Origin of the sequence: Kitasatospora sp. NPDC008050 (assembly GCF_042957465.1) — a bacterium.
GTDB lineage: Bacteria > Actinomycetota > Actinomycetes > Streptomycetales > Streptomycetaceae > Kitasatospora.
On record NZ_JBIBIJ010000002.1, the window covers coordinates 292340 to 315157 of the forward strand.

At 73.0% G+C, this 22818-nt stretch carries 17 protein-coding genes and 1 pseudogene; 12 read left to right on the forward strand and 6 right to left on the reverse strand.

The window, feature by feature from the left end:
* Positions 1-92 precede the first annotated feature (92 nt).
* The 3 genes from ACFZB9_RS04790 (at position 93) to ACFZB9_RS04800 (ending at position 4836) form a co-directional block, all read left to right on the forward strand.
* Positions 93-1577 (forward strand): APC family permease, encoded by a 1485-nt coding sequence (locus ACFZB9_RS04790; RefSeq protein ID WP_391443605.1) that lies wholly within the window; start codon positions 93-95, stop codon positions 1575-1577.
* A gap of 272 nt (positions 1578-1849) precedes the next feature.
* Complete coding sequence (locus tag ACFZB9_RS04795; RefSeq protein WP_391443607.1) at positions 1850-3103, forward strand: glycosyltransferase 87 family protein; 1254 nt, start codon at positions 1850-1852, stop codon at positions 3101-3103.
* Between the two features lie 59 nt (positions 3104-3162).
* Entirely contained in the window at positions 3163-4836 is a 1674-nt protein-coding gene (locus tag ACFZB9_RS04800; protein ID WP_391443609.1) for a N,N-dimethylformamidase beta subunit family domain-containing protein, read from the forward strand.
* Between the two features lie 73 nt (positions 4837-4909).
* On the opposite strand, the gene ACFZB9_RS04805 is transcribed toward ACFZB9_RS04800, so the two are convergent.
* A complete protein-coding gene (locus ACFZB9_RS04805) occupies positions 4910-6682 on the reverse strand; it encodes a penicillin-binding transpeptidase domain-containing protein (RefSeq protein WP_391443611.1) in 1773 nt (590 codons plus the stop codon).
* Positions 6683-6848: 166 nt separating this feature from the next.
* Positions 6849-8660 (reverse strand): dolichyl-phosphate-mannose--protein mannosyltransferase, encoded by a 1812-nt coding sequence (locus ACFZB9_RS04810; protein WP_391444276.1) that lies wholly within the window; start codon positions 8658-8660, stop codon positions 6849-6851.
* A 216-nt stretch (positions 8661-8876) separates the two neighbouring features.
* Between ACFZB9_RS04810 and rsmI the strand changes: the two genes are divergently transcribed.
* The 6 genes from rsmI to ACFZB9_RS04840 all read left to right on the forward strand — a co-directional run bounded on the left by rsmI (position 8877) and on the right by ACFZB9_RS04840 (position 15274).
* The gene (rsmI, locus tag ACFZB9_RS04815) at positions 8877-9722 is read left to right on the forward strand and encodes a 16S rRNA (cytidine(1402)-2'-O)-methyltransferase (RefSeq protein WP_391443612.1); all 846 of its coding nucleotides are present in this window, start codon (positions 8877-8879) and stop codon (positions 9720-9722) included.
* Positions 9723-10071: 349 nt separating this feature from the next.
* Positions 10072-10563 (forward strand): hypothetical protein, encoded by a 492-nt coding sequence (locus tag ACFZB9_RS04820; protein ID WP_391443613.1) that lies wholly within the window; start codon positions 10072-10074, stop codon positions 10561-10563.
* 102 nt (positions 10564-10665) lie between these two features.
* Entirely contained in the window at positions 10666-11541 is an 876-nt protein-coding gene (locus tag ACFZB9_RS04825; protein ID WP_391443615.1) for a TatD family hydrolase, read from the forward strand.
* Between the two features lie 78 nt (positions 11542-11619).
* Positions 11620-12501 (forward strand): 16S rRNA (adenine(1518)-N(6)/adenine(1519)-N(6))-dimethyltransferase RsmA, encoded by an 882-nt coding sequence (rsmA, locus tag ACFZB9_RS04830; RefSeq protein ID WP_391443617.1) that lies wholly within the window; start codon positions 11620-11622, stop codon positions 12499-12501.
* Positions 12498-13418 carry a 4-(cytidine 5'-diphospho)-2-C-methyl-D-erythritol kinase gene (locus ACFZB9_RS04835; RefSeq protein WP_391443619.1) on the forward strand — a complete coding sequence of 307 codons (921 nt, stop codon included), beginning with the start codon at positions 12498-12500 and terminating at the stop codon, positions 13416-13418. The genes rsmA and ACFZB9_RS04835 overlap by 4 nt, the downstream gene beginning before the upstream one ends.
* A 62-nt stretch (positions 13419-13480) precedes the next feature.
* Positions 13481-15274 carry an ABC-F family ATP-binding cassette domain-containing protein gene (locus tag ACFZB9_RS04840; RefSeq protein WP_391443621.1) on the forward strand — a complete coding sequence of 598 codons (1794 nt, stop codon included), beginning with the start codon at positions 13481-13483 and terminating at the stop codon, positions 15272-15274.
* A 35-nt stretch (positions 15275-15309) separates the two neighbouring features.
* Here ACFZB9_RS04840 and ACFZB9_RS04845 read toward each other — a convergent pair.
* Both ACFZB9_RS04845 and ACFZB9_RS04850 read right to left on the reverse strand, forming a co-directional pair.
* Positions 15310-15363 (reverse strand): annotated as a pseudogene (locus ACFZB9_RS04845) (PT domain-containing protein); the annotation flags it as partial.
* A 64-nt stretch (positions 15364-15427) separates the two neighbouring features.
* A complete protein-coding gene (locus ACFZB9_RS04850) occupies positions 15428-17479 on the reverse strand; it encodes an FUSC family protein (protein WP_391443623.1) in 2052 nt (683 codons plus the stop codon).
* Positions 17480-17764: 285 nt separating this feature from the next.
* On the opposite strand from ACFZB9_RS04850, the gene ACFZB9_RS04855 reads away from it, so the two are divergent.
* From ACFZB9_RS04855 to ACFZB9_RS04865, 3 genes are all read left to right on the forward strand, one after another.
* Positions 17765-18382 (forward strand): hypothetical protein, encoded by a 618-nt coding sequence (locus ACFZB9_RS04855; RefSeq protein WP_391443625.1) that lies wholly within the window; start codon positions 17765-17767, stop codon positions 18380-18382.
* A gap of 43 nt (positions 18383-18425) precedes the next feature.
* The gene (locus ACFZB9_RS04860; RefSeq protein WP_391443627.1) at positions 18426-20093 is read left to right on the forward strand and encodes a WXG100 family type VII secretion target; all 1668 of its coding nucleotides are present in this window, start codon (positions 18426-18428) and stop codon (positions 20091-20093) included.
* Between the two features lie 92 nt (positions 20094-20185).
* On the forward strand, positions 20186-21688 hold the full coding sequence (locus ACFZB9_RS04865; RefSeq protein WP_391443629.1) for a S8 family serine peptidase: 1503 nt from the start codon (positions 20186-20188) through the stop codon (positions 21686-21688).
* A 33-nt stretch (positions 21689-21721) separates the two neighbouring features.
* Here the strand turns inward: ACFZB9_RS04865 and ACFZB9_RS04870 are convergent, their stop codons facing one another.
* Positions 21722-22351, reverse strand: a complete 630-nt coding sequence (locus tag ACFZB9_RS04870) for a GPP34 family phosphoprotein (RefSeq protein ID WP_391443631.1) — start codon at positions 22349-22351, stop codon at positions 21722-21724.
* A 131-nt stretch (positions 22352-22482) separates the two neighbouring features.
* Positions 22483-22812, reverse strand: a complete 330-nt coding sequence (locus ACFZB9_RS04875) for a hypothetical protein (protein WP_391444277.1) — start codon at positions 22810-22812, stop codon at positions 22483-22485.
* Between the last annotated feature and the right edge of the window lie 6 nt (positions 22813-22818).

The following is a 22818-nucleotide window of genomic DNA, read 5'->3' on the forward strand; positions in this document are numbered from 1 at the left end:
GCCAGGGCTCGTTCGAAGGCGGAGGACCGGGGCCGAGCGGCCCGGGCGGCGTGCGATCTGATCAGGTTATGTATGCTTCGTTACTGATATTTATGCATAGCCCCGGAAAAGAGCCCGTCGTGCCCAGCACCACCCCCCTCGCCCAGCGCCTGCTGCGGCGCAAGCCGGTCGAGACCCTGATCGCCGAGAGCACCGGCAACGGTGGGCCGGGCGGTCTGCGCCGCACGATCGGCCTGTGGCAGCTGTCGGCGATCGGCATCGGGGCCACCGTCGGCACCGGCATCTTCTTCGTGCTCAGCTCGGCGGTGCCCGAGGCCGGGCCGGCCGTGGTGCTCTCCTTCGTGCTGGCGGCGGTCACCGCCGGCCTGACCGCGCTCTGCTACGCCGAGCTGGCCTCGGCGATCCCGGTCTCCGGCTCCTCCTACAGCTACGCCTACGCCACCCTCGGCGAGGCCACCGCCTACGTGGTCGGGGTCTGCCTGCTGCTGGAGTACGGGGTCTCGGCCTCGGCGATCGCGGTCAGCTGGGGGCAGTACCTGAACAAGTTCTGCGAGCTGGCCTTCGGCTTCACCATCCCGGCCTGGCTGGCGCAGCCGCCGGGCGACGGCGGGGTCTTCAACCTGCCCGCGGTGGTCCTGGTGGCCCTGGTCTGCCTGCTGCTGGTGCGCGGGGTCAGCGAGAGCGCCAAGGTCAACGCGGCCATGGTGGCGATCAAGATCGTGGTGCTGGGGCTCTTCGTCGCGGTCGGCCTGACCGGCTTCCACTCGGGCAACCTGCACGACTTCATGCCGCTGGGCATCGGCGGCGTCGGCACCGCCGCCTCCGGCATCTTCTTCTCCTTCATCGGCCTGGACGCCGTCTCCACCGCCGGTGAGGAGGTCCGCGACCCGCGCCGGACCCTGCCGCGGGCGATCATCATCTCGCTGGTGGTGGTGACCCTGCTCTACGTGGCGGTCGCGCTGGTGGCGGTCGGCGCCCAGCCCTGGCAGAAGTTCGACGGCCAGGAGGCCGGGCTGGCGCAGATCCTGCAGGACCTCACCGGGCAGACCTGGCCGGCCCTGATCTTCGCGCTCGGCGCGATCGTCTCGATCTTCAGCGTCACCCTGGTGGTGATCTACGGTCAGACCCGGATCCTGTACTCGATGGGCCGGGACGGGATGCTGCCCCCGCGCTTCGCCCAGGTCTCCGCGCGCACCGGCACGCCGGTCTGGAACACCCTGGTGGTCAGCCTGGCCGTCGCCCTGCTGGCCGCATTCGTCCCGCTCGACATCCTCACCGATCTGACCAGCTTGGGTACCCTGTGCGCCTTCGCGGTGGTTTCGGTGGGCGTGATCGTGCTGCGCCGGCGCAGCCCCGAGCTGCGGCGCGGCTTCAAGGTGCCCGGGTACCCCGTCACCCCGCTGCTCAGCGTGGGGTTCTGCGTCTACCTGATCCGCGGGCTGCACCCGCTGACCTTCGTCTTCTTCGGCATCGCCCTGCTGATCGCGGCCGCCGCGTACTTCGGCTACGGCATCCGACACTCCCGGCTGGAACTCACCAGCAGTGCCCCCGCCGTACCGGAGCGTGCGTTCGACTGACGCTCTAACGGATGGATTGCGATCTGGCTAGCCCCCGCAGTCTGAGGACAGCGGGCGGTTCGCCGAAATAACCTTCCCCCATGGTGACCACGCGTTCGTCCGGCGCGCCTCGGGCCCGCGGCCGGTTCGGCGTTCGACGCGGCGCGAAGGCGCCCGCCGGCCGACCCACGGGCCGTCCCGGGGGCCACCCGGCCGGCCACCGCACCCGCCTGGAGGCCGGTGCGGCGCCGCGCTCGGCACTGCCCCGGCAGCGCCCGACGAGGACCGCCTCCGTGCCCCTCGGGTCCGGGCGCGGTCAGCAGCTGGCGGCGCTGGGGATGCGGCTCGGCGGGATGCGATCGGTGCACCTGTTCGGCTGCCTGGTCGCTGCCGGCTGGGCGGCGGCCTTCCCGATCGTCTCCGACCTGGCCAACCAACGGCTCTGGGGCACCGTCGCCTCGCCCGCCTACCTGCTGGCGGGGCTGGCCGTGGTCACCCTGCCGCGCCCCTGGGCCGGCCGGGTCGCCGCCGTGATCGCGCTGCTCGGCGCGGTGCTGCTGCCGCTCGGCGTGCTGGCCGCGCAGGGACACCACCAGTCCGAGGTGATGGTGGTCGAGCGCTCCGCCCAACTGCTGCTGCACACCGGCACGCCCTACCTGCCGCATCCGGCGAAGGTCACCGACTTCAACCCCTACCTGCCGGCCATGGCCCTGTTCGGGCTGCCGCGCGCGGTGCTCGGCACGGACGGCCTGCTCTGCCGGGTGTTCGGCGACGCCAGGATCTGGTTCGCCCTCAGCTTCCTGGGCTGTCTGACCATCAGCTGGCGGCTGCTGCGGCCCACTCGCCAGTACTCCGCGCTGCTGCCGCTCGGGGTGCTCACCGGCTCGCCGCTGATCGCGCTGACGCTGGCCGTGGGCGGGGTGGACCTGCCGCTGATCGGTGTCTGCTGCCTGGCGATGGCGCTGGCCGCCCGCGGCCGGGCGATCGCCGCGGGGCTGGTGCTGGCGCTGGCCTGCACCCTCAAGTGGACCGCCTGGCCGGCGCTGCCGGTGGCCGTCCTGCTGCTCTGGCGGCTCTACGGCAGACGCCCGGCCGGCCGGGCCGCGCTGACGGCCGTGCTGGTGGGCGCGGTGGTGATCCTGCCGTTCGCGCTGACCCGGACGCAGAACTTCCTGAACCAGGTGATCCGCTTCCCGCTCGGCCTGGCCGCGGTGCGTACCCCGGCAGGCAGCCCGCTGCCCGGCAAGGTGCTGGCCGACCTCGGCCCGGTGGGGCACACCGTCTCGATCGTGCTGATGGTGCTGGGCGGGGTGGGGGTGGCGGGCTGGCTGCTGCTGCGGCCGCCCACCTCGGCGGTGGCCGCCGCCGATCTGCTGGCCGGCGGGCTCACGATCGCCTTCATGCTGGCGCCGGCCGGGCGGTTCGGCTATCTGGCACTGCCCGCCGTACTGGCGATCTGGCCGCGGCTGGCCGCCCGTTCCTGGACCGGGCGGCTCTCAGAGACCGCACGTACGGTGGAGACCGAAGGCGTCGCGGCGGTCCACTAGCGGGCGCTGACCACGTGTGAGGGCGCCCCAGCCGCGCCGGAGTTTCAGGAGGCAGCCGGATGACCGGGCAGGAGTCCCCCGAAGAGCAGTCCCCCGAAGAGCCGTCGGCGCAGGAGCGTCCCGCAGGGCGGCGGGGGACCGGCCGGCGGCGGTTCCTCGGCCTGGCCGGCGGGGCCGCGGCCGGGGTGGGCCTGACGGCCTGTGGGACCGGCACCGGGTCGGCGAACCGGGCGCTCGCCGCGGCGGCGAGCAGCGGTGCGGGCAGCCCGTCCGGGTCGGCCTCGGGCGCCGGGAGCAGCGCCGCGCCGAGCCCACAGCGGGAGAACGACAAGCCGGGCAACCCCGACTGGCGGATCGGCAACGCCGGCCCTGACCAGGCCATCGAGGGCTGGGCCGATCGGTCGAGCGTGCTGCCCGGCGAGAGCTTCGGTCTGCATGTCTCCACCACCGCGCCCGGCTTCAAGGTCTCGGCCTACCGGATGGGCTGGTACGGCGGCGCGCGGGGCCGGCTGGTCTGGCAGTCCGACCAGCTGCCCGGGGCGAAGCAGTCGGCCGCCGCGCTGGACCCGCACACCCGGATGATCAGCACCGACTGGTCGAAGAGCACCACCGTGGACACCACCGGCTGGCCCGAGGGCAGCTACCTGCTGCGGCTGGACGCGGCGAACGGCGCCGGGCAGCGGTACGTGCCGGTGACCGTCCGCTCGGCGGTGACCGCCGGGAAGCTGGTGGTGGTCAACGCCGTCGCCACCTGGCAGGCCTACAACACCTGGGGCGGCTACAACCTCTACAACGGCGAGAACGGCGCCTACGCGACCCGCTCGCTGGTGGTCTCCTGCGACCGTCCGTACCACGAGTACGACGGTGCGGGGCTCTTCATGGTCTACGAGACGCCGCTGATAGCCCTGGCCGAGCGGCTCGGGCTGCCGCTGGCGTACGCCACCAGCACCGACCTGGCCGGGCAGCCGGACCTGCTGAAGGGCGCCCTCGCGGTGCTCTCGCTCGGGCACGACGAGTACTGGTCGCCCGAGCAGCGCGCCAACGTCACCGCGGCCCGCGACGCCGGGACCAACCTGGCGATCCTGGGCGCCAACTGCTGCTTCCGGCGGGTGCGCTACGAGCCCTCGCCGACCGGTCCGGACCGCCAGGTGGTCTGCTACAAGGACTCCTTCCAGCAGGACCCCGGCTATCAAGCGGACAAGGGGGGCAAAGCCGGTGGGCTGCCCACCAACGACTACCGGGCGGCCCCGCACGCCGATCCGGAGAGCTCGATGCTCGGCGTGATCTACGACGGCTACCCGGTGGACGCGCCGTACGTGGTGGGCGAGCCGGGCCACTGGCTCTTCGCGGGCACCGGCGTGCAGGCCGGCGACAGCTTCGCGCACCTGGTCGGGGTCGAGTACGACCGGGTGAACACCGGCTTCGACACCCCGCGACCGATCGAGATCCTGGCCCACTCGCCGGTGGTCTGCGAGGGCCGCAAGAGCTTCAGTGACACCGCCTTCTACCGGGCGCCCAGCGGGGCCGGTGTCTTCGCCAGCGGCACCATGCGCTGGGTGGAGTCGCTGGACGCCGGCGGCGACGGCAGCTCGGGCGCGGACCACGCGATGGACGCCCGGACCGGGGCGATGACCCAGCGGGTGACGGAGAACCTGCTGCGTGCCTTCGCGGCCGGCCCGGCCGGGGCGGCGCACCCGCCGCAGGACAACGTGGCCGCGGTGTACGGAACATGACGACGCCCCCGGGGCCGCCGTGCGGGCGGCCTCGGGGGCGGTCGTGCCGGCGGTCCCGGGGGCGGGAGCCGGGTCAGCTCCCGTTGCCCACCTTGAGCACCTCGGCCGCAGCGGGCACCGCGGCGGCGGCGCCGAAGCCGCCGTTGATCACCTCGACGGAGACCGCCAGGTTGTCCCGGTAGCCGGTGAACCAGCTGTTGGTGGGGGCCTTGGGGTCGCTGGAGGTCTCGGCGGTGCCGGTCTTGCCACCGATGTTGCCGCCGACGCCCTGCAGCGCGTTGTAGGCGGTGCCCGACGGGTTGGTCAGGACGCTGTTCATCATCGAGCGCAGCTTCGTCAGGGTGTCCGGCGACAGCTGCCGGGCGGCCGGCAGCTGCGGCATGCCCGCCATCAGGACCGGCTGCTTGAAGGTGCCGTTCGCCACGGTGGCCGCGACCGAGGCCATGGTCAGCGGGTCCATCAGGTCCTTGCCCTGGCCGAAGTACTCACCCGCCGTCTCGTCCTTGGTCTGCCCCGCGGCGGGGACCGAGCCGTCGAAGCTGGGGAAGCCGATCTTCCAGTTCAGCCCGATGCCGAACACGTCCGCGGCCTGCTTGTTCAGCGAGCCGGACTGCAGGGTGGCCATGCTCTGCTTGATGAAGGCGGTGTTGCAGGAGACCGTGAAGTCCTGCATGAACGTGTTGTTGGGCTGATCGTCGGTGAAGTCGTTGTGGTACACCGTGCCGGTGTTGATGCTGGACGGGCAGGGCATGGTGGCGTTCGGGTCGATCCCGGCCTCCAGCAGGGCGCTGGCGGTGATCACCTTCATCGTGGAGCCGGGCGCGGTCTGGCCCTGGAGCGCCATGTTGAAGCCGGTCGCCGGGGCGTTCGCGACCGCCAGGACGTTGCCGGTGCTCGGCTCGATGGCGACCGCCGACGCCTTGTGGCTGGGATCCTTGGCGTACTGCTCGTCGACCGCCTTCTGGGCGGCCGCCTGCAGGTTCGCGTCGAGGGTCAGCTTGATCGGCTGGCCGGGCTTGGGGTCGGTGACGGTGAACAGCGGCTGGGGCTTGGCCTTGCCCGCCGGGTCCACGATCGCCACGCCGGTGCCGGCGTCGGCCGGGTTCTGGGCGGGCGGGTTCTGCTGGAAGTTCAGCAGGATCTGGGTGAGCGAGGGGGAGTTGGCCAGCGTCTGGCCGTTGCGGTCGGTGACCCGGGTCGGCGGGTTGTAGACCGGCTGGGTGACGATCTGCTGACCGGGGCCGAGGTGCGGGTTGATCACGGTCGGCGTCCAGTGCACCGCGGCCGTGCCGTCGCTCATCTTCACCATGCCGAGGTACCCGGTGTAGTCCCAGGTGTTGCTGGTGCCCGCGAACTCGACGTGGGACTTGAAGTTGAGCAGCACCTGGCTGGCCGGAGCGGCCGAGGCCGACGGCGAGGGCGAGCCGGAGGCGCCGGCCGAGCCGGACGGCGACGGCGAGGGCTTGGCGGCGGTGCCGGACGGCTGCGCGGTGGCCGAGGCGAAGGCGGCGGGGGTGGCCGGGCCGCCCGGGGTCAGGGTGACCGCGCTCGGCTTCACCTGCTGCTGGAAGGCGGTCAGCGCGGTGAGCGCGTTCGCCGGGTCGTCGGTCAGCTTGCTGGCGCCCTGCAGGTCGCCGCTGGTCCAGGCGGCCAGGAAGGCCTTGGCGCCGGTCGCCGCGAGGTCGGGCGAGGGCGACTCGGCGACCACGGTGCGGGTCTTGGGCGCGGCCGGCGAGGCGGACTTCTTGCTGTCCGAGCCGACCAGTGAGTACGCCCCGTAGCCACCGGCGCCGAGCATGGCGGCTGCGATGGCGCTGACGATGGCGGTCTTCGCGCCCTGACGCATGGTGGTGCTCCCCCTGGGATGACGACGAGGACTGGGTGACCGGCCGAAACCGGCAGCCCAGCCTAAGCCTGCGCCGGGGGTGCCCCGCCGCAGCGGGGTACCTCGTGACAGAGCTGGTACACACCTCCCAGGTGGGAACGGGCGTACCAGTGGCCCCGCGGCGCCGTCAGATCCAGCTGGTGAGCCACATCCGCGAGCGCCAGTCCTCGATCGGAATCACCTGGCCGGTGTACAGCGGAAGGAAGTAGAGGAAGTTCCACATCACGGCCAGGACCAGGACTCCGGCCGCCGCGCCGCCCACCAGCCGCCGCTCGTAGCTCGCGCCCGCGGGCCCGATCAGCGCGCCGATCAGCATGGTCACCGCCAGCACCAGGAACGGAACGAAGGCCACCGCGTAGAACAGGAAGATGGTCCGGTGCTGGTACTCGAACCAGGGCAGCAGCCCCGCGCCCAGCCCGCACAGCACCGCGCCGGCCCGCCAGTCGCGCCGCAGTGCCCACCGGTACAGGCAGTAGCCCAGCGCGATCACGCCCGCCCACCACAGCAGCGGGGTGCCGATCGCCAGTACCTCGGAGGCGCACTGGGTGGCCTTGCAGCCGCTCTCCCCGAGCTTGGGCGACTCGTAGTAGAAGGAGACGGGGCGGCCCAGCACCAGCCAGCTCCACGGATTGGACTGGTACATGTGGGGGGTGCTGAGGCCGATGTTGAAGTTGTACATCTGCGCGTGGTAGTGCCACAGCGCCCGCAGGCCGCCCGGTACCCAGGTCAGGTCCACCTGGAAGGGCATCTTGACCTTGCCGAGCAGCGGCAGTGAGACGAACTCGGTGGACAGGCCGTGCCGGCCCACCGCCCAGTCCCGTCCGTAGCCGCCCTTGCCCGGCACCGTGCTGCTGGCCAGCCAGCCGGACCAGGAGCTGATGTAGACCACCACCGAGACCAGCACGATCGAGGCGAAGGCGGGCAGCCCGTCGCGGATCAGGGTGGACCAGTAGGGGCGGCGGGCCCCGGCCAGCTTGCGCGCGCCCAGGTCCCAGAAGACGGTCAGCAGGCCGAAGAAGGCGGCCACGTACATGCCGCTCCACTTGGTGGAGCAGGCCAGGCCCACGCAGACACCGGCGGCCAGCCGGTAGGGCCGCAGGCCCAGCCGCAGCCGGTGGGCGAGATCGGGGTCGAAGGCCTCACCGAGCCGGCGGGCGATCCTGGCCCTGGTGTGGTCCCGGTCCAGCAGCAGGAACCCGAAGGCCGCCAGGATCCAGAACATGACGATCAGGTCGAGCAGCGAGGTGCGGCTCATCACGAAGTGCAGCCCGTCCACCGAGAGCAGCAGGCCGGCCACGCAGCCCAGCAGGGTGGAGCGGAAGAGCCGGCGGGCGATCCGGGCGAGCATCAGGATCGAGAGCGTGCCGAGCAGGGCGACCATGAACCGCCAGCCGAACGGATGCATCCCGAAGAGCTGCTCGCCCATGCCTATCAGCCACTTGCCGACCGGCGGGTGGACGATGAACGCCGGGTCGGTGTGGTACGGGATCACCTGGGGATGTGCCACCAACTGGGCGTTGGCGTTGTCCGGCCAGGAGGTCTCGTAGCCGCCCTGCCAGAGCGCGTAGGCGTCCTTGGCGTAGTACGTCTCGTCGAAGACCACCGCGTTCGGGCTGCCCAGGTGCCAGAACCGCAGCAGGCCGCCGAAGAGCGCCACCGCCAGTGGCCCCAGCCAGCCCGCCCAGCGGCAGAGCCAGCTCCACAGCCGGGGGTTCAGCCGGATGCCGGCCCGCAGCAGCAGCGGCGAGGGCGCGACCTCCTTCGGGGTCACCCCGGGGCCGTCCGGCATCGGCGGCACCAGGCGGTCGGCGAGCGAGGCCTGGCCCGGCGGCCGGTAGTCGTGCGCGCCCAGCCGGCGCAGCCAGCGGCCGCGCGGCTCCGCGGGCGGCTCGGCGGCCGGGACGCCCGCGCCACCGGCCCCGGGAAGCGCGCCGTCCAGGTCGGAGTCGCCAGGGGTCTGCGCGGTGGTCTCTACCACCGCTGTCTCTGCCGCCGTCTCGCCATTCACCCGCACATCGTAGGGGCGAGGCCGGACGGCAGGACCCCGCCCCGCGCAGCTGCCCGGTTCGTCACCATTCGCCGCCGGTGCCGCAGTTCACCGGCGCGGGGTGGCCGGGCGGGTGCCGGGGGCGCCGGGCCTGACAGGATGGGGAGCGTGACAGGTGTACTCGTGCTGGCAGGAACCCCCATCGGCGACGTCTCGGACGCCCCGCCCCGACTGCTCACCGAGCTGGCCTCGGCGGATGTGATCGCGGCCGAGGACACCCGGCGGCTGCGCCGGCTCACCCAGGCGCTCGGGGTCACCCCCGCCGGGCGGGTGCTCTCCTACTTCGAGGGCAACGAGGTCGGCCGCACCCCGGAACTGGTCGAGGCGCTGACCGGCGGGGCCCGGGTGCTGCTGGTGACCGACGCCGGGATGCCCTCGGTCTCCGACCCCGGCTACCGTCTGGTGGCCGCCGCGGTCGAGGCGGGCATCAAGGTCACCGCGGTGCCGGGCCCCTCCGCCGTGCTCACCGCGCTGGCGCTGTCCGGCCTGCCGGTGGACCGCTTCACCTTCGAGGGCTTTCCGCCGCGCAAGGCCGGCGACCGCTCCCGGGCGCTGGCCGAGGTCGCCGCCGAACCGCGCACCATGGTCTTCTTCGAGGCCCCGCACCGGATCGCCGAGACGCTGGCCGCGATGGCCGAGGCGTTCGGCGCCGAGCGGCCGGCGGCGGTCTGCCGGGAGCTGACCAAGACCTACGAGGAGGTCAAGCGCGGCCCGCTCGGCGAGCTGGCCGCGTGGGCCGCCGACGGGGTGCGCGGCGAGATCACCGTGGTGGTGGCCGGCGCGCCGCCGGCCGCCCCGGAGCAGCTGACGGACGCCGAACTGGCCGAGCGGGTGGCCGCCCGGGAGGCGGCCGGCGAGCGCCGCAAGGAGGCGATCGCCGCGGTGGCGCTGGCGGTCGGCCGGCCCAAGCGCGAGGTCTTCGACGCGGTGGTGGCGGCCAAGCACGGGGCGTGATCGTCGCGCACGTGTTGTGATCGTTGGTGGTCAGAGGCGGTGGATATGCCCTCGCCCGGCGGGTCGCACGCGCGTACGGTGGAGTGATGGACACGACCGCGTACGCCGGTGCCATCGCCGTCCATGGACGGCCCGCTGACGTCGGGCGCGCGCCCGGGGTCCGGTGACAAGGTAAAGCGGAGACCTGCTAAACCCGCGCTGAGCTGGGGTTCTGTCGGTCCTCCGTACAGGGATCCCCAACTCGGGGCCAAGTCTCGGCAAGCCGGGCATCGGTTCGGGGTGCTGGGGCATTTCATCGGATGGAAAGACCCGAACCGGACGAACGTCCGGCGGGCGCTGGGAGACCGCGATGAGCGACACAATCGGTAGCCCTCTGGGTGGCACCCCGGTGACCGAGCTGAAGCCGGCCCCGGACACCCCCGACCGTGCCCCCCACCCCGGCACCGGCGGCATGGCCGCCGCGCAGCACCTCGGAGGGCTCCACCCCTCCGGTGCCACGGTGCAAGAGGCCTACTCCTTCGCCTGCCTGAGCTGCGGCTACGGCTGGGAGCAGGCGTACGACATCAAGCACCACAAGGCCGAGGACGGACACACCGTGGTCCAGTACTACGCCAACGGGGTGCGGGTGCCGTCGCCGCTGCTGCAGCCGAGCTGCCCGGGTTGCGGCGGCCACACGGTGCGGATCATGCGTCCGGGGCGGGTGGCCACGGTCGAGAAGTCGCGGCACTACACGCCCGGTTACGCCGCGCACGCGGAGCCGGCCGAGTCGGCCGAACCGGCCGAACCCAAGGAGCCCAGGTACCGGCAGCACTGGTACCAGTTCTGGCTGCCGGCCGCCTAGGGCCTGCCCCAGCACTCGCGTCCAGCGCCCGCCGTATGCGGGCCCGCCCCGCCGGACGGGCCCGCGCGGTCCGCTTCGTCAGGGCCTCTAAGCTTCTGGACCATGGCTGCCAAGGACGACCGCACCACCCCGCCCCCGCCGCCCGCCCCGCTGGCGGTCGCGGTGGCCGACTCGCACACCCACCTGGACATGCAGTCCGGCACCCCGGCCGAGGCGCTGGCCAAGGCCGCCGCGGTGGGCGTGACCACGGTGGTGCAGGTCGGCTGCGACCTGCCCGGCTCGCGCTGGGCCGCGGACCTGGCCGCCGAGTTCGCGCAGGTGCACGCGGCGGTCGCGCTGCACCCCAACGAGGCGCCCCGGCTGGTCCTCGGCGATCCGGACGGCTGGTCGGGCCAGCGGCGCACCCCGGGAGGCTCGGCGGCGCTGGACGAGGCGCTGGCCGAGATCGACCGGCTGGCCGCGCTGCCGCAGGTGCGCGCGGTCGGTGAGACCGGCCTCGACTACTTCCGCACCGGGCCCGAGGGCGTGGACATCCAGAAGGAGTCCTTCCGCCGCCACATCGAGATCGCCAAGCGGCACGGCAAGGCCCTGGTGATCCACGACCGGGACGCCCATCAGGACGTCATCGAGGTGCTGCTGGCCGAGGGCGCCCCGGAGCGGACCGTCTTCCACTGCTACTCCGGCGACGCCGAGATGGCCAAGACCTGTGCCGAGCACGGCTGGTACCTCTCCTTCGCCGGCCCGGTCACCTTCAAGGCCAACCAGCCGCTGCGCGACGCGCTGGCCGTCACCCCGCTGGACCGGGTGCTGGTGGAGACCGACGCGCCGTTCCTCACCCCGCACCCCTACCGCGGCCGGCCCAACGCGCCGTACCTGATCCCGGTCACGGTGCGCTCGATGGCCCAGACCCTGGGGCTGACGGAGGAGGAGCTGAGCGGCGCGATCGCGGCGAACACCGCGCGGGCCTTCGGCTACTGAAAACACCGCGCGTGCCTTCGGCCACGGAAAACACCGCGCGTGCCTTCGGCCACGGAGGACGGCTTGTAGCCTTACCCGGTGAGCACCACCGACCCCACCCCTGACAGCCATCTGCTCGGCGCCTCCGACATCCGGGAGCTGGCCGCCACGCTCGGGGTCCGCCCGACCAAGCAGCGCGGGCAGAACTTCGTGATCGACGCCAACACCGTGCGCCGGATCGTCCGGGCCGGCGGGGTGACGCCACAGGACGCCGTGGTGGAGGTCGGGCCCGGGCTCGGCTCGCTCACCCTGGCGCTCCTCGAGGTGGCCGCGCACGTCACCGCCGTCGAGATCGACCCGCTGCTCGCCCAGCACCTGCCGGCCACCATCGCCGCCCGGATGCCGGACCAGGCGGGCGCCTTCGACCTGGTGCTCAGCGACGCGATGGAGGTCACCGAGCTGCCCGGGCCGGCGCCCACCGCGCTGGTGGCCAACCTGCCGTACAACGTCGCCGTCCCGGTGCTGCTGCACATGCTGGCCACCTTCCCCAGCATCGAGCGGACCCTGGTGATGGTGCAGTCCGAGGTGGCCGACCGGCTGGCCGCCAAGCCCGGCAACAAGGTCTACGGCGTGCCGTCGGTCAAGGCCAACTGGTACGCCGAGGTCAAGCGGGCCGGTGCGATCGGCCGCAACGTCTTCTGGCCGGCGCCCAACGTCGACTCCGGCCTGGTCTCGCTGATCCGCCGTCAGCCGCCGGTCACCACCGCCTCGCGCACCGAGGTCTTCGCGGTGGTGGACGCCGCCTTCGCCCAGCGCCGCAAGACGCTGCGGGCCGCGCTGGCCGGCTGGGCCGGCTCGCCGGCCGCCGCCGAGCAGGCGATCGCCGCCGCCGGCATCGACCACACCCTGCGCGGCGAGATGCTCACCGTCGAGCAGTTCGCCGCCATCGCCGAGCACAAGCCGAAGGGGTCCGACCAGTGATCACCGTCCGGGTGCCCGCCAAGGTCAACGTCCAGCTGGGCGTCGGCGGTCTGCGCGGCGACGGCTTCCACGACCTGGCGAACGTCTTCTTCGCGGTGGCGCTCGGTGACGAGGTGACGGCCCGGCCCGGCACCGGCGTCACGCTGACCTGCACCGGCCCCGACGCCGCGCTGGTCCCGCTGGACGAGAGCAACCTGGCCGCCCGCGCCGCCCGCCTGCTGGCCGCGCACCACGGGATCGAGCCCGACGTCGAGCTGCACATCGCCAAGGCGATCCCGGTGGCCGGCGGCATGGCCGGCGGCAGCGCCGACGGGGCGGCCGCGCTGATCGCCTGTGACGCGCTCTGGGGCCTGGCCACCCCGCTGCCCGAGCTGCTCGCGCTGGCCGCCGAGCTGGGCTCGGACGTGCCGTTCGCGCTGCTCGGCGGCGTGGCGCTGGGCCGTGGCCGGGGCGAACTGCTGGAGCCGCTGCCGGTGCGCGGCGGCTTCCACTGGGTCTTCGCGGTGGCCGAGGGCGGCCTGTCCACGCCAGCCGTCTTCCGCGAGTGCGACCGGCTGCGCGAGGCCGCCGGCACCGGCCACACCGAGGCCGACCTGCCCACCCCCGACGCCGACCCCGCGCTGCTGGCCGCACTGGCCGAGGGCGACCCGGTGGCGCTGGCCGCCGCCCTGGACAACGACCTGCAGGCCGCCGCCCTCTCGCTGCGCCCCGCACTGGCCGACTGCCTGGCCGCCGGCCTCGCGGCCGGGGCCCTGGGCGCCCTGGTCTCCGGCTCCGGCCCGACCTGCGCCTTCCTGGTCAAGGACGCCGCCGCGGCCGACACCGTCGCCGAGGCACTGATCGCCTCCGGCACCTGCCGCACCGCCCACCCCACCCACGGCCCGGTCCCCGGCGCCCGGGTGATCACCAGCGCCTGAGGCGAGAGCGCGAGGGCCTAGGCTGGAGGCTCCAGTCCGTCCAGCCCAGGAGCGCAGCACTAGTGGCCGTCAACCTCGCCACCATCGAGTCCGTCACGAAGGTCTACGGCACCCGGGCCCTTCTCGACGGGGTCAGCCTCGGCGTCAGCGAGGGGGACCGGATCGGCGTCGTCGGGCGCAACGGCGACGGCAAGACCACGCTGGTCCGGATGCTCGCCAAGCTGGAGGAGCCGGACACCGGCCGGATCACCCACTCCGGCGGGCTGCAGATGGCGGTGCTCACGCAGCACGACTCGCTCGACCCGAAGGCCACCATCCGGCACGAGGTGATCGCCGACCGGGCCGACCACGAGTGGCTCGGCGACGCGCGGATCCGCGACATCGTCCAGGGCCTGTTCGGCGGCCTGGACCTGCCCGGCTTCGCGAACGGCCTGGACACCGTGATCGGCCCGCTCTCCGGTGGCGAGCGCCGCCGGATCGCGCTGGCCAAGCTGCTGCTCGGCGAGCCCGACCTGATCGTGCTCGACGAGCCCACCAACCACCTGGACGTCGAGGGCATCGCCTGGCTCGCCCAGCACCTGCAGAACCGCCGCTCGGCGCTGGTCTGCGTGACCCACGACCGGTGGTTCCTGGACCAGGTCTGCACCCGGATGTGGGACGTGCAGCGCGGCGAGGTGCGCGAGTACGAGGGCGGCTACTCCGACTACGTCTTCGCGCGGGCCGAGCGCTCGCGGATCGAGGCCACCGAGGAGCAGAAGCGGCAGAACCTGGCCCGCAAGGAGCTGGCCTGGCTGCGCCGCGGCGCCCCCGCCCGGACCTCCAAGCCGCGCTACCGGATCGAGGCGGCCAACGCGCTGATCGCCGACGTGCCGGAGCCGCGCGACAAGAGCGAGCTGATGAAGTTCGCCAACGCGCGACTGGGCCGCACCGTCTTCGAGCTGGAGGACATCACCGTCAAGGCCGGTGACAAGCTGCTGCTGGAGCACCTGACCTGGAACCTCGGCCCCGGCGAGCGGATCGGCCTGCTCGGCGTCAACGGCGCCGGCAAGACCTCGCTGCTGCGCGCCATGCAGGCGGCCTACGCCACGCAGGGCGACGTGCAGCCCGCGTCCGGCGTGATCAAGGTCGGCAAGACGGTGCGGCTGGCCTACCTCTCCCAGGAGGTCGCGGAGCTCGACCCCGCCACCCGGGTGCTGCAGGCCGTCGAGCAGATCCGCTCGCGCGTCGACCTCGGCAAGGGCCGCGAGATGAGCGCCGGTCAGCTCTGTGAGCAGTTCGGCTTCAGCAAGGACAAGCAGTGGACGCCGGTCGGCGACCTGTCCGGTGGCGAGCGGCGCCGACTGCAGCTGCTGCGGCTGCTGATGGACGAGCCCAACGTGCTCTTCCTGGACGAGCCCACCAACGACCTGGACATCGAGACGCTCAACCAGCTGGAGGACGTGCTCGACGGCTGGCCCGGCTCGATGATCGTGATCAGCCACGACCGCTTCTTCATCGAGCGCACCACCGACACGGTGCAGGCGCTGCTCGGCGACCGCCGGATGCGGATGCTGCCGAACGGCGTGGACGAGTACCTGGAGCGCCGCGCCGCCGTGGTGGCCGCCGCCGCGCCGGCCATCGCCGTGGCACCCGCGAAGCCCGTGGGCGACACCCGGGCCGCGAAGAAGGAGCTGCAGCGGATCGAGCGTCAGATCGCGAAGCTGGACAAGGAGGAGAGCAAGCTGCACGGTCAGATGGCCGAGCACGCCGCCGACTTCAGCAAGATCGCCGATCTGGACGCGAAGCTGCGCAAGGTGCGCGAGGAGAAGGAGGAGCTGGAGCTGAGCTGGCTGGAGCTGGCCGAGGACGCCTCCTGACCGGGCTCCCCGGCCGGTAGCCGGTAGCCGGTTGGTCGGTTGGTCGGTTGGTCGGTTGGTCGGTTGGTCGGTTGGTCGGTTGGTCGGGCTGGTCGGGCTGGTCAGCTGGTCGGGCTGGTCGGGATGGTCGGGATGGTCGGTTGGTCGGGCTGGTCAGCTCAGGAGCTGCTCCAACTCCCCGGCCGCCTGGGCGAGTGCGCTGCGCTCCGGGTTGTGCGGGCCGGTCGGCCGCTCGGTGCGGCCGTCCGGCGGGCGGTGCGCCCGGGCGGCCGTTGCCAGTTGGTCCAGCGCGGCCAGCACCCGGGCCACCTCCTGCGGTTCGTTCGCCCGGCCGCCGTAGCGCAGCTGTGCCGCATAGGCGGCCACGGCGCCGCCGAGCCGCTCCAGCGCGGCCGTGGCCGGCAGCCAGGCCTCCGCCCGCCGCCCGGCCGGCGGCGGCTCGGTCAGCCCGTGCCGCACCTCCTGCCGGGCGTCCGCCAGCGCGCGGTAGGCGGTGCGGCGCAGCCAGACCTGGGACGGGGCCCGCTCCTGTGCGGCGGGGGCAGCGGGGCTGGTGGGGGCGGCGGGGTCAGCAGGGTTGATGGGGTCGGTCACCGAGAGCAGGTAGGCGCGCAGGGTGCCGGTGGCCGCCACGATCCGCGGCTCGATCCGGTGCGGCGCCCGTTCGGGCCACAGCAGATAGCCGAAGACCAGCACGATCAGGCTGGCCAGCACCGTGTCCAGCACCCGCGGCCCGACCTCGGCCACCCCGCTCTGGCCGCCCAACTGCACCAGCACCAGCGCCATCGGCGTCATCACCGCGGTGTTCAGCCCGTAGTGCGCGGCCGCCGAGTACGGCAGCAGCGCCACGCAGAGCGCGGCGACCGCGGCCAGCAGCCAGGGCTCGGTGGTCAGCGACAGCAGCGCCGCCGTCAGCGCCACCCCCAGCACCGTGCCGACCGCGCGGCTGACCGCGCGCAGGAAGACCGAGCCGAGGTCCGGCTTGAGCACGAACGCCACCGTCATCGGCACCCAGTACGCACGGTCCAACGGCAGCCCCGCCGTCACCACCTCGGCCACCGCGACGCACAGCGCCACCCGGCTCCCGTACCGCACCGAGCCGCGGGACAGCAGCCGGGCCCGCAGCCGCCACGGGTCCGGGGGCGGCGCGGCGGCGGCCCGTACGGCGGTGGCCGGGTCGCCCGCCCGGCCGGCCACCGCGTCGGCGGCGGTGCGCAGGGCGGCGTCCAGGGCCTGGCGGGCGGGGGTGTCGGGGGACCAGTTGGGGAGCGGGGGTGTGTCGGCGGGGGCGGCGGTGGGGGCGGCCGTGGGTGTGTCGGCGGTGGGGGCGGTGAGTTGGCGGGCCAGGGCGGTCGGCAGGGCGGCGACCTCCGGCGGTACCGGGCGCTGGGCCCAGAGCAGCCCGGTCGCCGCCTCGCTCGCCGCCAGCGCCGCCTCGTACGCGCGGTGCAGTCGGCGCAGCTGGGCGGAGTCCTGCGGGCGGGGGCCGGTACGGTCGCGGGGGCGGCGGGGCCGGGGCAGCAGGTCGCCCAGCGGGTTCTGGAGCAGGTCCTGCAGCTGGTTCAGACGTGCCGTCAACACCCGGCGGGCCGACGCCCCCTGCGGAGTGCCGAGCGCTGCCAGCAGCCCGCCGAGCGCCTGGTACACCGCTGCCAGGGCCTGGACCCGCGGGTCGTCCGCGGGCCGGGCCGGGCGGTACGGCAGTCCGAGCAGCAGCACCAGGCCCGCGCCGAGCAGCATCAGCGGCCCGGCCGCCCACCACGGGTGGGCCGGGGCCATCCCGTCGCCCAGCGCCGCCGACACCAGCAGCAGCATCCCCGCCCCCGAACCGCGCGGGCCGGTGGCGCTGAGCGCGCCGGAGGCGAATCCCAACAGCGTCAGCACCGCGACCGCGGCGAGCAGCGGAACGTCGAAGTGCCGCAGCGCCCCGCCGATCACCATGCCCAGCGCCGAGGCCCCGACCGCCGAGCCGATCCGCTGGACGCGCGACCAGGCCGGTTCCACCCGGTCGTTGATGGTGGCGTGCATCGCGCCCAGCGCCGCGAACACCCCGAACCCCAGCCGCCCGCAGGCCAGCCCCGCGAAGAGCGGCAGCGCGGTCCCGGCCGCCGCCCGCACCATCAGCGCCCACGGCACGGCGGGGCGGGCCGGCCGGGCCGCGTGGGCCCACCAGGGCGGGTGTGGGGCTGAACTGCTGCTGCTCATATGGGTCAAACCTGCCATATCCGTGCGGTGTCGCTGTTACCGGGCCGAAGACTGCCGTGGCGGCGTTACGCGCCGACGAGGGCCGCATGACAACTCCGTACCGATAACGGGCCGTGATCCCGTGGTCTCTGCCGCGCTGACAGAGCCGCTCGCTAAGATGTCCCTTGGCTGTTGCTGCCTGGCCATGGGCAGCCGGCCGCGTACGGGTGTGAGATTTCGAAGGCGATGACGTATTGCGGCACGGCGGCCAGGAGGCTGGTCCGTGTACGGGGGAGGTGCACCGCAATGGTTGAGATGGTGTCAGCGGACGGCGGCGGCCCAGTTGCCGCGCCCAGTTACTTTCAGCAGGGAGTGAAGAACGCCAACTACGACACGGCACGTCAGCTGCTCGTGGACGCGGGCGGGACGCAGAACCTCTCACTGGAGATGGAGACGCTGACCGAGTTCAAGAAGCGCGTCGACGCGATGCTGACCTCCCTCGACGGCTCGGACGCGTCGCAGCCGAAGATCGCTCAGCAGAGCCTGGAGCAGACGCACTTCGGCACCGGCTTTCCGCAGTCCGGGGACCTGTACGGCGCGTACAACATCGTGCACACCAACCTGGAGACGCTCTCGACCGCGCTGTCGAACCAGATCGAGGCGATGAGCATCGCGATCAACATCTCGATCAACGGCTACCAGAACGTGGACGACTCGCAGCGCGAGACGCTCTGGAAGATCCACAACCAGACCGACGCGCAGTACAACTCCGGGGTCAACCCGTCGGGCATCGTCACCGCCCTGCCGCCCGACGGCACCACGACGAGCACCACCACGACCGGCGCTACCACGACGACCCAGGCCTCGGTCACCACCGGCGGTAACACCACCACGGGCGGCGGAACAGGCAGCAACGTCGGATGAGCCTGCCCAGCAACCGAATCAACACCGGCACGGGGAGCCTGTGATGCCCAATCCTTCCGTCGACGACACCCACAGCTACTTCGCGGCCTTGTCGCACCAGCAGCTGCTGGACATGGTCAAGACCGCGGATCCGACCACTCTGTCCAACCGCAGTGGCGCGCTGAGCAGCGCCTCCGGCACGCTGAGCGACATCAGCCAGCAGCTGCAGAGCAACGTCCGGCAGCTGGAGTGGACCGGCCCGGCCGCCGACAGCTTCCGGGACTGGGCGAACAAGATCTCCACCGCGACCCAGAACCTGAGCGACTACGCGCAGACCTCCTCCACCTCGCTGGAGACGGCGAGCACCGCGTTGGGTACGGCGAGCAAGGCGATCCCGCCGCTGCCGAGCAAGGACATGGACACGGTCAACCGGTACAACTGGCAGCCGTGCGTGCCCCTCGCCAGCGAGGCGCAGATGAAGGCGCAGAACCCCAACTTCGTGACCACCGCGGAGATGCAGGCCGCGCAGGCCAACATCACGAAGGACCACGACGACGCCGTCACCGCGATGACGACGCTGGCCGGCGCGTACACGCAGTCGACGTCGGAGATCCAGTCGCAGACGCCGCCGCTGTTCCCGCCGACACCGACGTCGGTGATGGGGCCGGAGCCGCCGAAGAGTGTGTGGACTGCCAGTGGTGTCACCTTCGGCGGTGGTGGCGGTGGGTCCACCTACCGGCCTGGTCCGGTGCACACGGTCCAGCCCGCACCGCCCACCGTGCCGACGCCGGTCATGCGCTCGGGGCCGCCACCTGTCCCGATCCCGCCGCACGTTCCGGGGCCGGTGCCGCCGGGGCCGCCGTACTTCTACCTGCCTCCGAACCCGGTGGAGCACAATCCGGTGGCCCCGCCGGTCACCACCCCGGTCACCCCGCCGGTCACCCCGCCGGTCACCACCCCGGTCACCCCGCCGAGCACCGGCATCGACAGTGCCCCGCCGGCGCCGACCTTGCCGCCGACCGGAACCACCGGCGGGCTGCCCCCGCAGATCGGTCCCGGTGGGGGCGGTGTCCCGACCGGTCCGACCGGTCCGACCGGCTTTGGCGGTTACCCGGGAACCGTGACCGGTCTGCCGGGTGGTGGCAGCCTCGGCGGTTACCCCGCCGGCAAGACCTCTGGCTACCCGGAGGGCGGTTTCCCCGCGTCCCGTACCGTCAACCGGCTCGGCGGCGCGGGCACACCCGGCCCGGAGGAGGGGATCTCCGGCGGTGTCAGTCGTCCTGGCGCCGTGTCAGGGCGCTCCCAGCTCGGCGCGAACGCGATCGGCTCGGAGGAGACCGCCGGTGGCGCCGGTGGCCGTGCCATGACTGGTGGCGGCATGGGGGCCGGTGGCGGCGCCCGTGGCGGCTTCGGTGGCGGTGGTGGTGGCGGACTCGGCGGTGGCAGCCGTACTCGTGGACTGGTCACCACCGAGGGCGGCGAGGTCGGCAGCAGTCGCGGTAGCGGTGCGGGCGGCGAGTTCACGCCGGGTGGCAGCGGCCTGCGGGCCCGTGCCGGCGCCAACGGCGAGGGACGCCCGGCCGGTGAGGGCCAGGGTGGCATGATGCCCGGCGCTCACGGCAGTGCCAAGAAGCGGAGCAAGGACCGTCGCGGCCGCGCCGACTACCTCGTCGAGGACGAGGAGACGTGGCTGGGTGGAACCCCGGACAGCAATCCGGACGTGATTGAGTAAGGCTCGGATCTCCTGCCCGGCCACTGGGTGAGTCTCGGTGGCCGGGCAGATCTGTTCGGTCGTATGGCAGCCACGACGATGAGGAGAGTGTGATGCGGCGCACCCGTACGGGAATCCGCGGGCGGAGCGTAGCCGTACTGCTTGCACTGGGCCTCGCGACGATGGGGACCTTCGCGACGACGGCTGCTGCCTTTGACAATCCGCGTAGTGCGGAGTGGCACTTGGACGCCCTGCACATGCCGGAGGTCTGGCAGACCAGTACGGGGTCGGGCATCACCGTCGCGGTCATCGACAGCGGCGTCAAGGCCGATGCGCCCGACCTTGTCGGGCAGGTCTTGCCCGGTAAGGACTTCAGCGGTCTCCCCGGAGGGCCGACAACCGACGCCGACGGTCACGGAACCGGCATGGCCAGCATGATCGCCGGCTCTGGAAAGAGCTTCAACGGCAAGGGGGCTACAGGTCTGGCACCCGGGTCCAAGATCCTTCCGCTTCGGGTCAACTCAACCTCATCGGTCAGCAGTTCCGAGACGCTGAAGCAGGTGGATGAGGCCATTGACTACGCCGCCGACAACGGTGCCCAGGTCATCAGCATCTCGTTGGCCATGCGTGACGTCGACCTGAACAGTGCAGACCTCACGAACCTGAAGACCGCGGTTGATTACGCGATCGGAAAGGGCCACCTGATCGTTGCCGGCGCCGGCAACAGCGGGCAGCAGGGCAATCCGGTCATGTACCCGGCGGCGATGCCGGGTGTCGCGGCGATCGCGGCCTATGACGAGCAAGGGAACCACACCGCTGAATCGGAGTACGGGCCTTACATCGCTTTGGCCGGCCCGGGCCAGGACATCTACAGCGCGTGCACGGACCCCAGCGGTTACTGCCAGAGCCACGGCACATCTGACGCCACTGCCCTGACCGCGGCCACCGCTGCCGTCCTCTGGCAGGTGCACCCGACCTGGACCGGCAACCAGATCCTCCGTGTCCTGATGAACACCGCCAACAAGCCCAACAACGGCGCCAACCGGTCCGACTACATCGGCTTCGGCAACGCCAGCCCCCGCAACGCGATCCACTACACCGGGGACCCCGGCCCGGCCGACGTGAATCCGCTGGTCGCCGCAGGTGTCGGCATCACCCCCTCAGGGGCCCCTTCCGCCTCCGGCTCGCCCTCGGCCCCTGCCTCCGCCCCGGCGACCGGTGCCGCGCCGACCGGCACCGCGGCCAACAGCGCCTCCGCGGCCCCGGTGCCCGCCACGCACGCCTCCGGCAAGTCCTCCAGCAGCATGCCGCTGATCATCGGTGGCGCCGTCCTCGCGGTGCTGGTCATCGGCGGCGTGGTCTTCTTCGTCCTGCGCCGCAGGCGGGCGGCGGCCGGTGCGTCGCCGTCACCCGGCGCGCCCTACGGCTACCCGGTGCCCTCGCAGCTGCCGCCGGACCCGAACGCCCCGCCGGCGCAGGGCTTCGGCCCGCCGCCCGGGTACGGTCCCGGGCAGCCGTACGGGCAGTACCCGCAGCCTCCGCAGCAGCCGCCCGCCCAGGGCAACCCGTACCAGTCGCCCCAGCCCGGCCCGTACCAGCAGCCGCCGCAGGGCTGACGCCGCGGCTCGCCGGGACTGCCGGGCTCACCGTCAGCTCGAGTACGCCGCGCGCCGGGACCGGACGGCGCGGCGCAGGGCCGGCGGGACCGGGCCGGTGAGCGTGGTCAGTTCGGCGATCCGGGCCCGTTCGGCGCGTCGGCGCTGGCGGCTCACCACCGTGTGCAGATCGGCGGCGGCGGCCAGCGCGACCACGGCGGCCCGCCAGGGCTCCACCTGTTGTGCCGGGCCGGTGAAGGCCGCGTCGACCTCGGTGGCCAGGCGCCCGCGCACGGACGGGTCGCGGGGGACCGGGCGCAGGGTGGGGAACAGGCCGAGCACCCGGTACTCGGCCAGGTCCAGGTAGCCCTCTTCGCTGAGCCGGTCGCGCACCACCGAGGTGAAGGCGCGGTCCTTCGCCCTGACCCAGCGCTCCCAGCCGTGCGGCTTGGACTCGGTGATCTGGTCCAGCACGCTCCGCAGCACCGGGTCGAGCCGGGCGGGGGCCGGGCGGTCGGGCTGCGGGCAGCCGGACCGGTCGGCGAGCAGGCCGCGCTGGAGCAGGTCGGTCAGGGCTGCCGCGCGCAGCGCCAGGCCGAGCTCGCCGCGGTGGCGCTGGCGCTCGGAGTCGGGCGGGTAGGTCAGCAGGTAGAGCTTGCCGGGGAGGGTGTCGGGGAGGTCCATCGGATGCTCCAATCCGGTCCGGATGCCGGGTGCCTCAGTGAGTTATGCCCAGGTGGCGGCGGTGTTCTGCGGCCGCCGGGGGCGCTCGGGCCGGGAAAGTCCGAGAAGTCGGTGGGCCGGCGCGGCGACGGTCACTCCGCCGCGTCCCCGCCGGCCCCTGCCGCGGTGTCTCCTGCCGCGACGCCTTCCGTCACATCGCCGCCTTCCGTCACGTCGCCGTCCGCCGTCGTGGCGTCGGCTGCCGTGGCGTCGGCCGTCCGGCCGGACTTCGGCGGGCGTCCGCGGCGGGCCAGGCCCGCCGCGTCGCGCGGCATCCGCCCGGCGTCGCTGAGCGCGCGGCGCAGCAGGAACTCGATCTGCGCGTTGGTGCTGCGCAGTTCGTCACCCGCCCAGCGGGCCAGTGCGTCGTGCACCGCGGGATCGAGGCGCAGCAGGATCTTCTTGCGTTCGACAGTCACCAGCTGGCG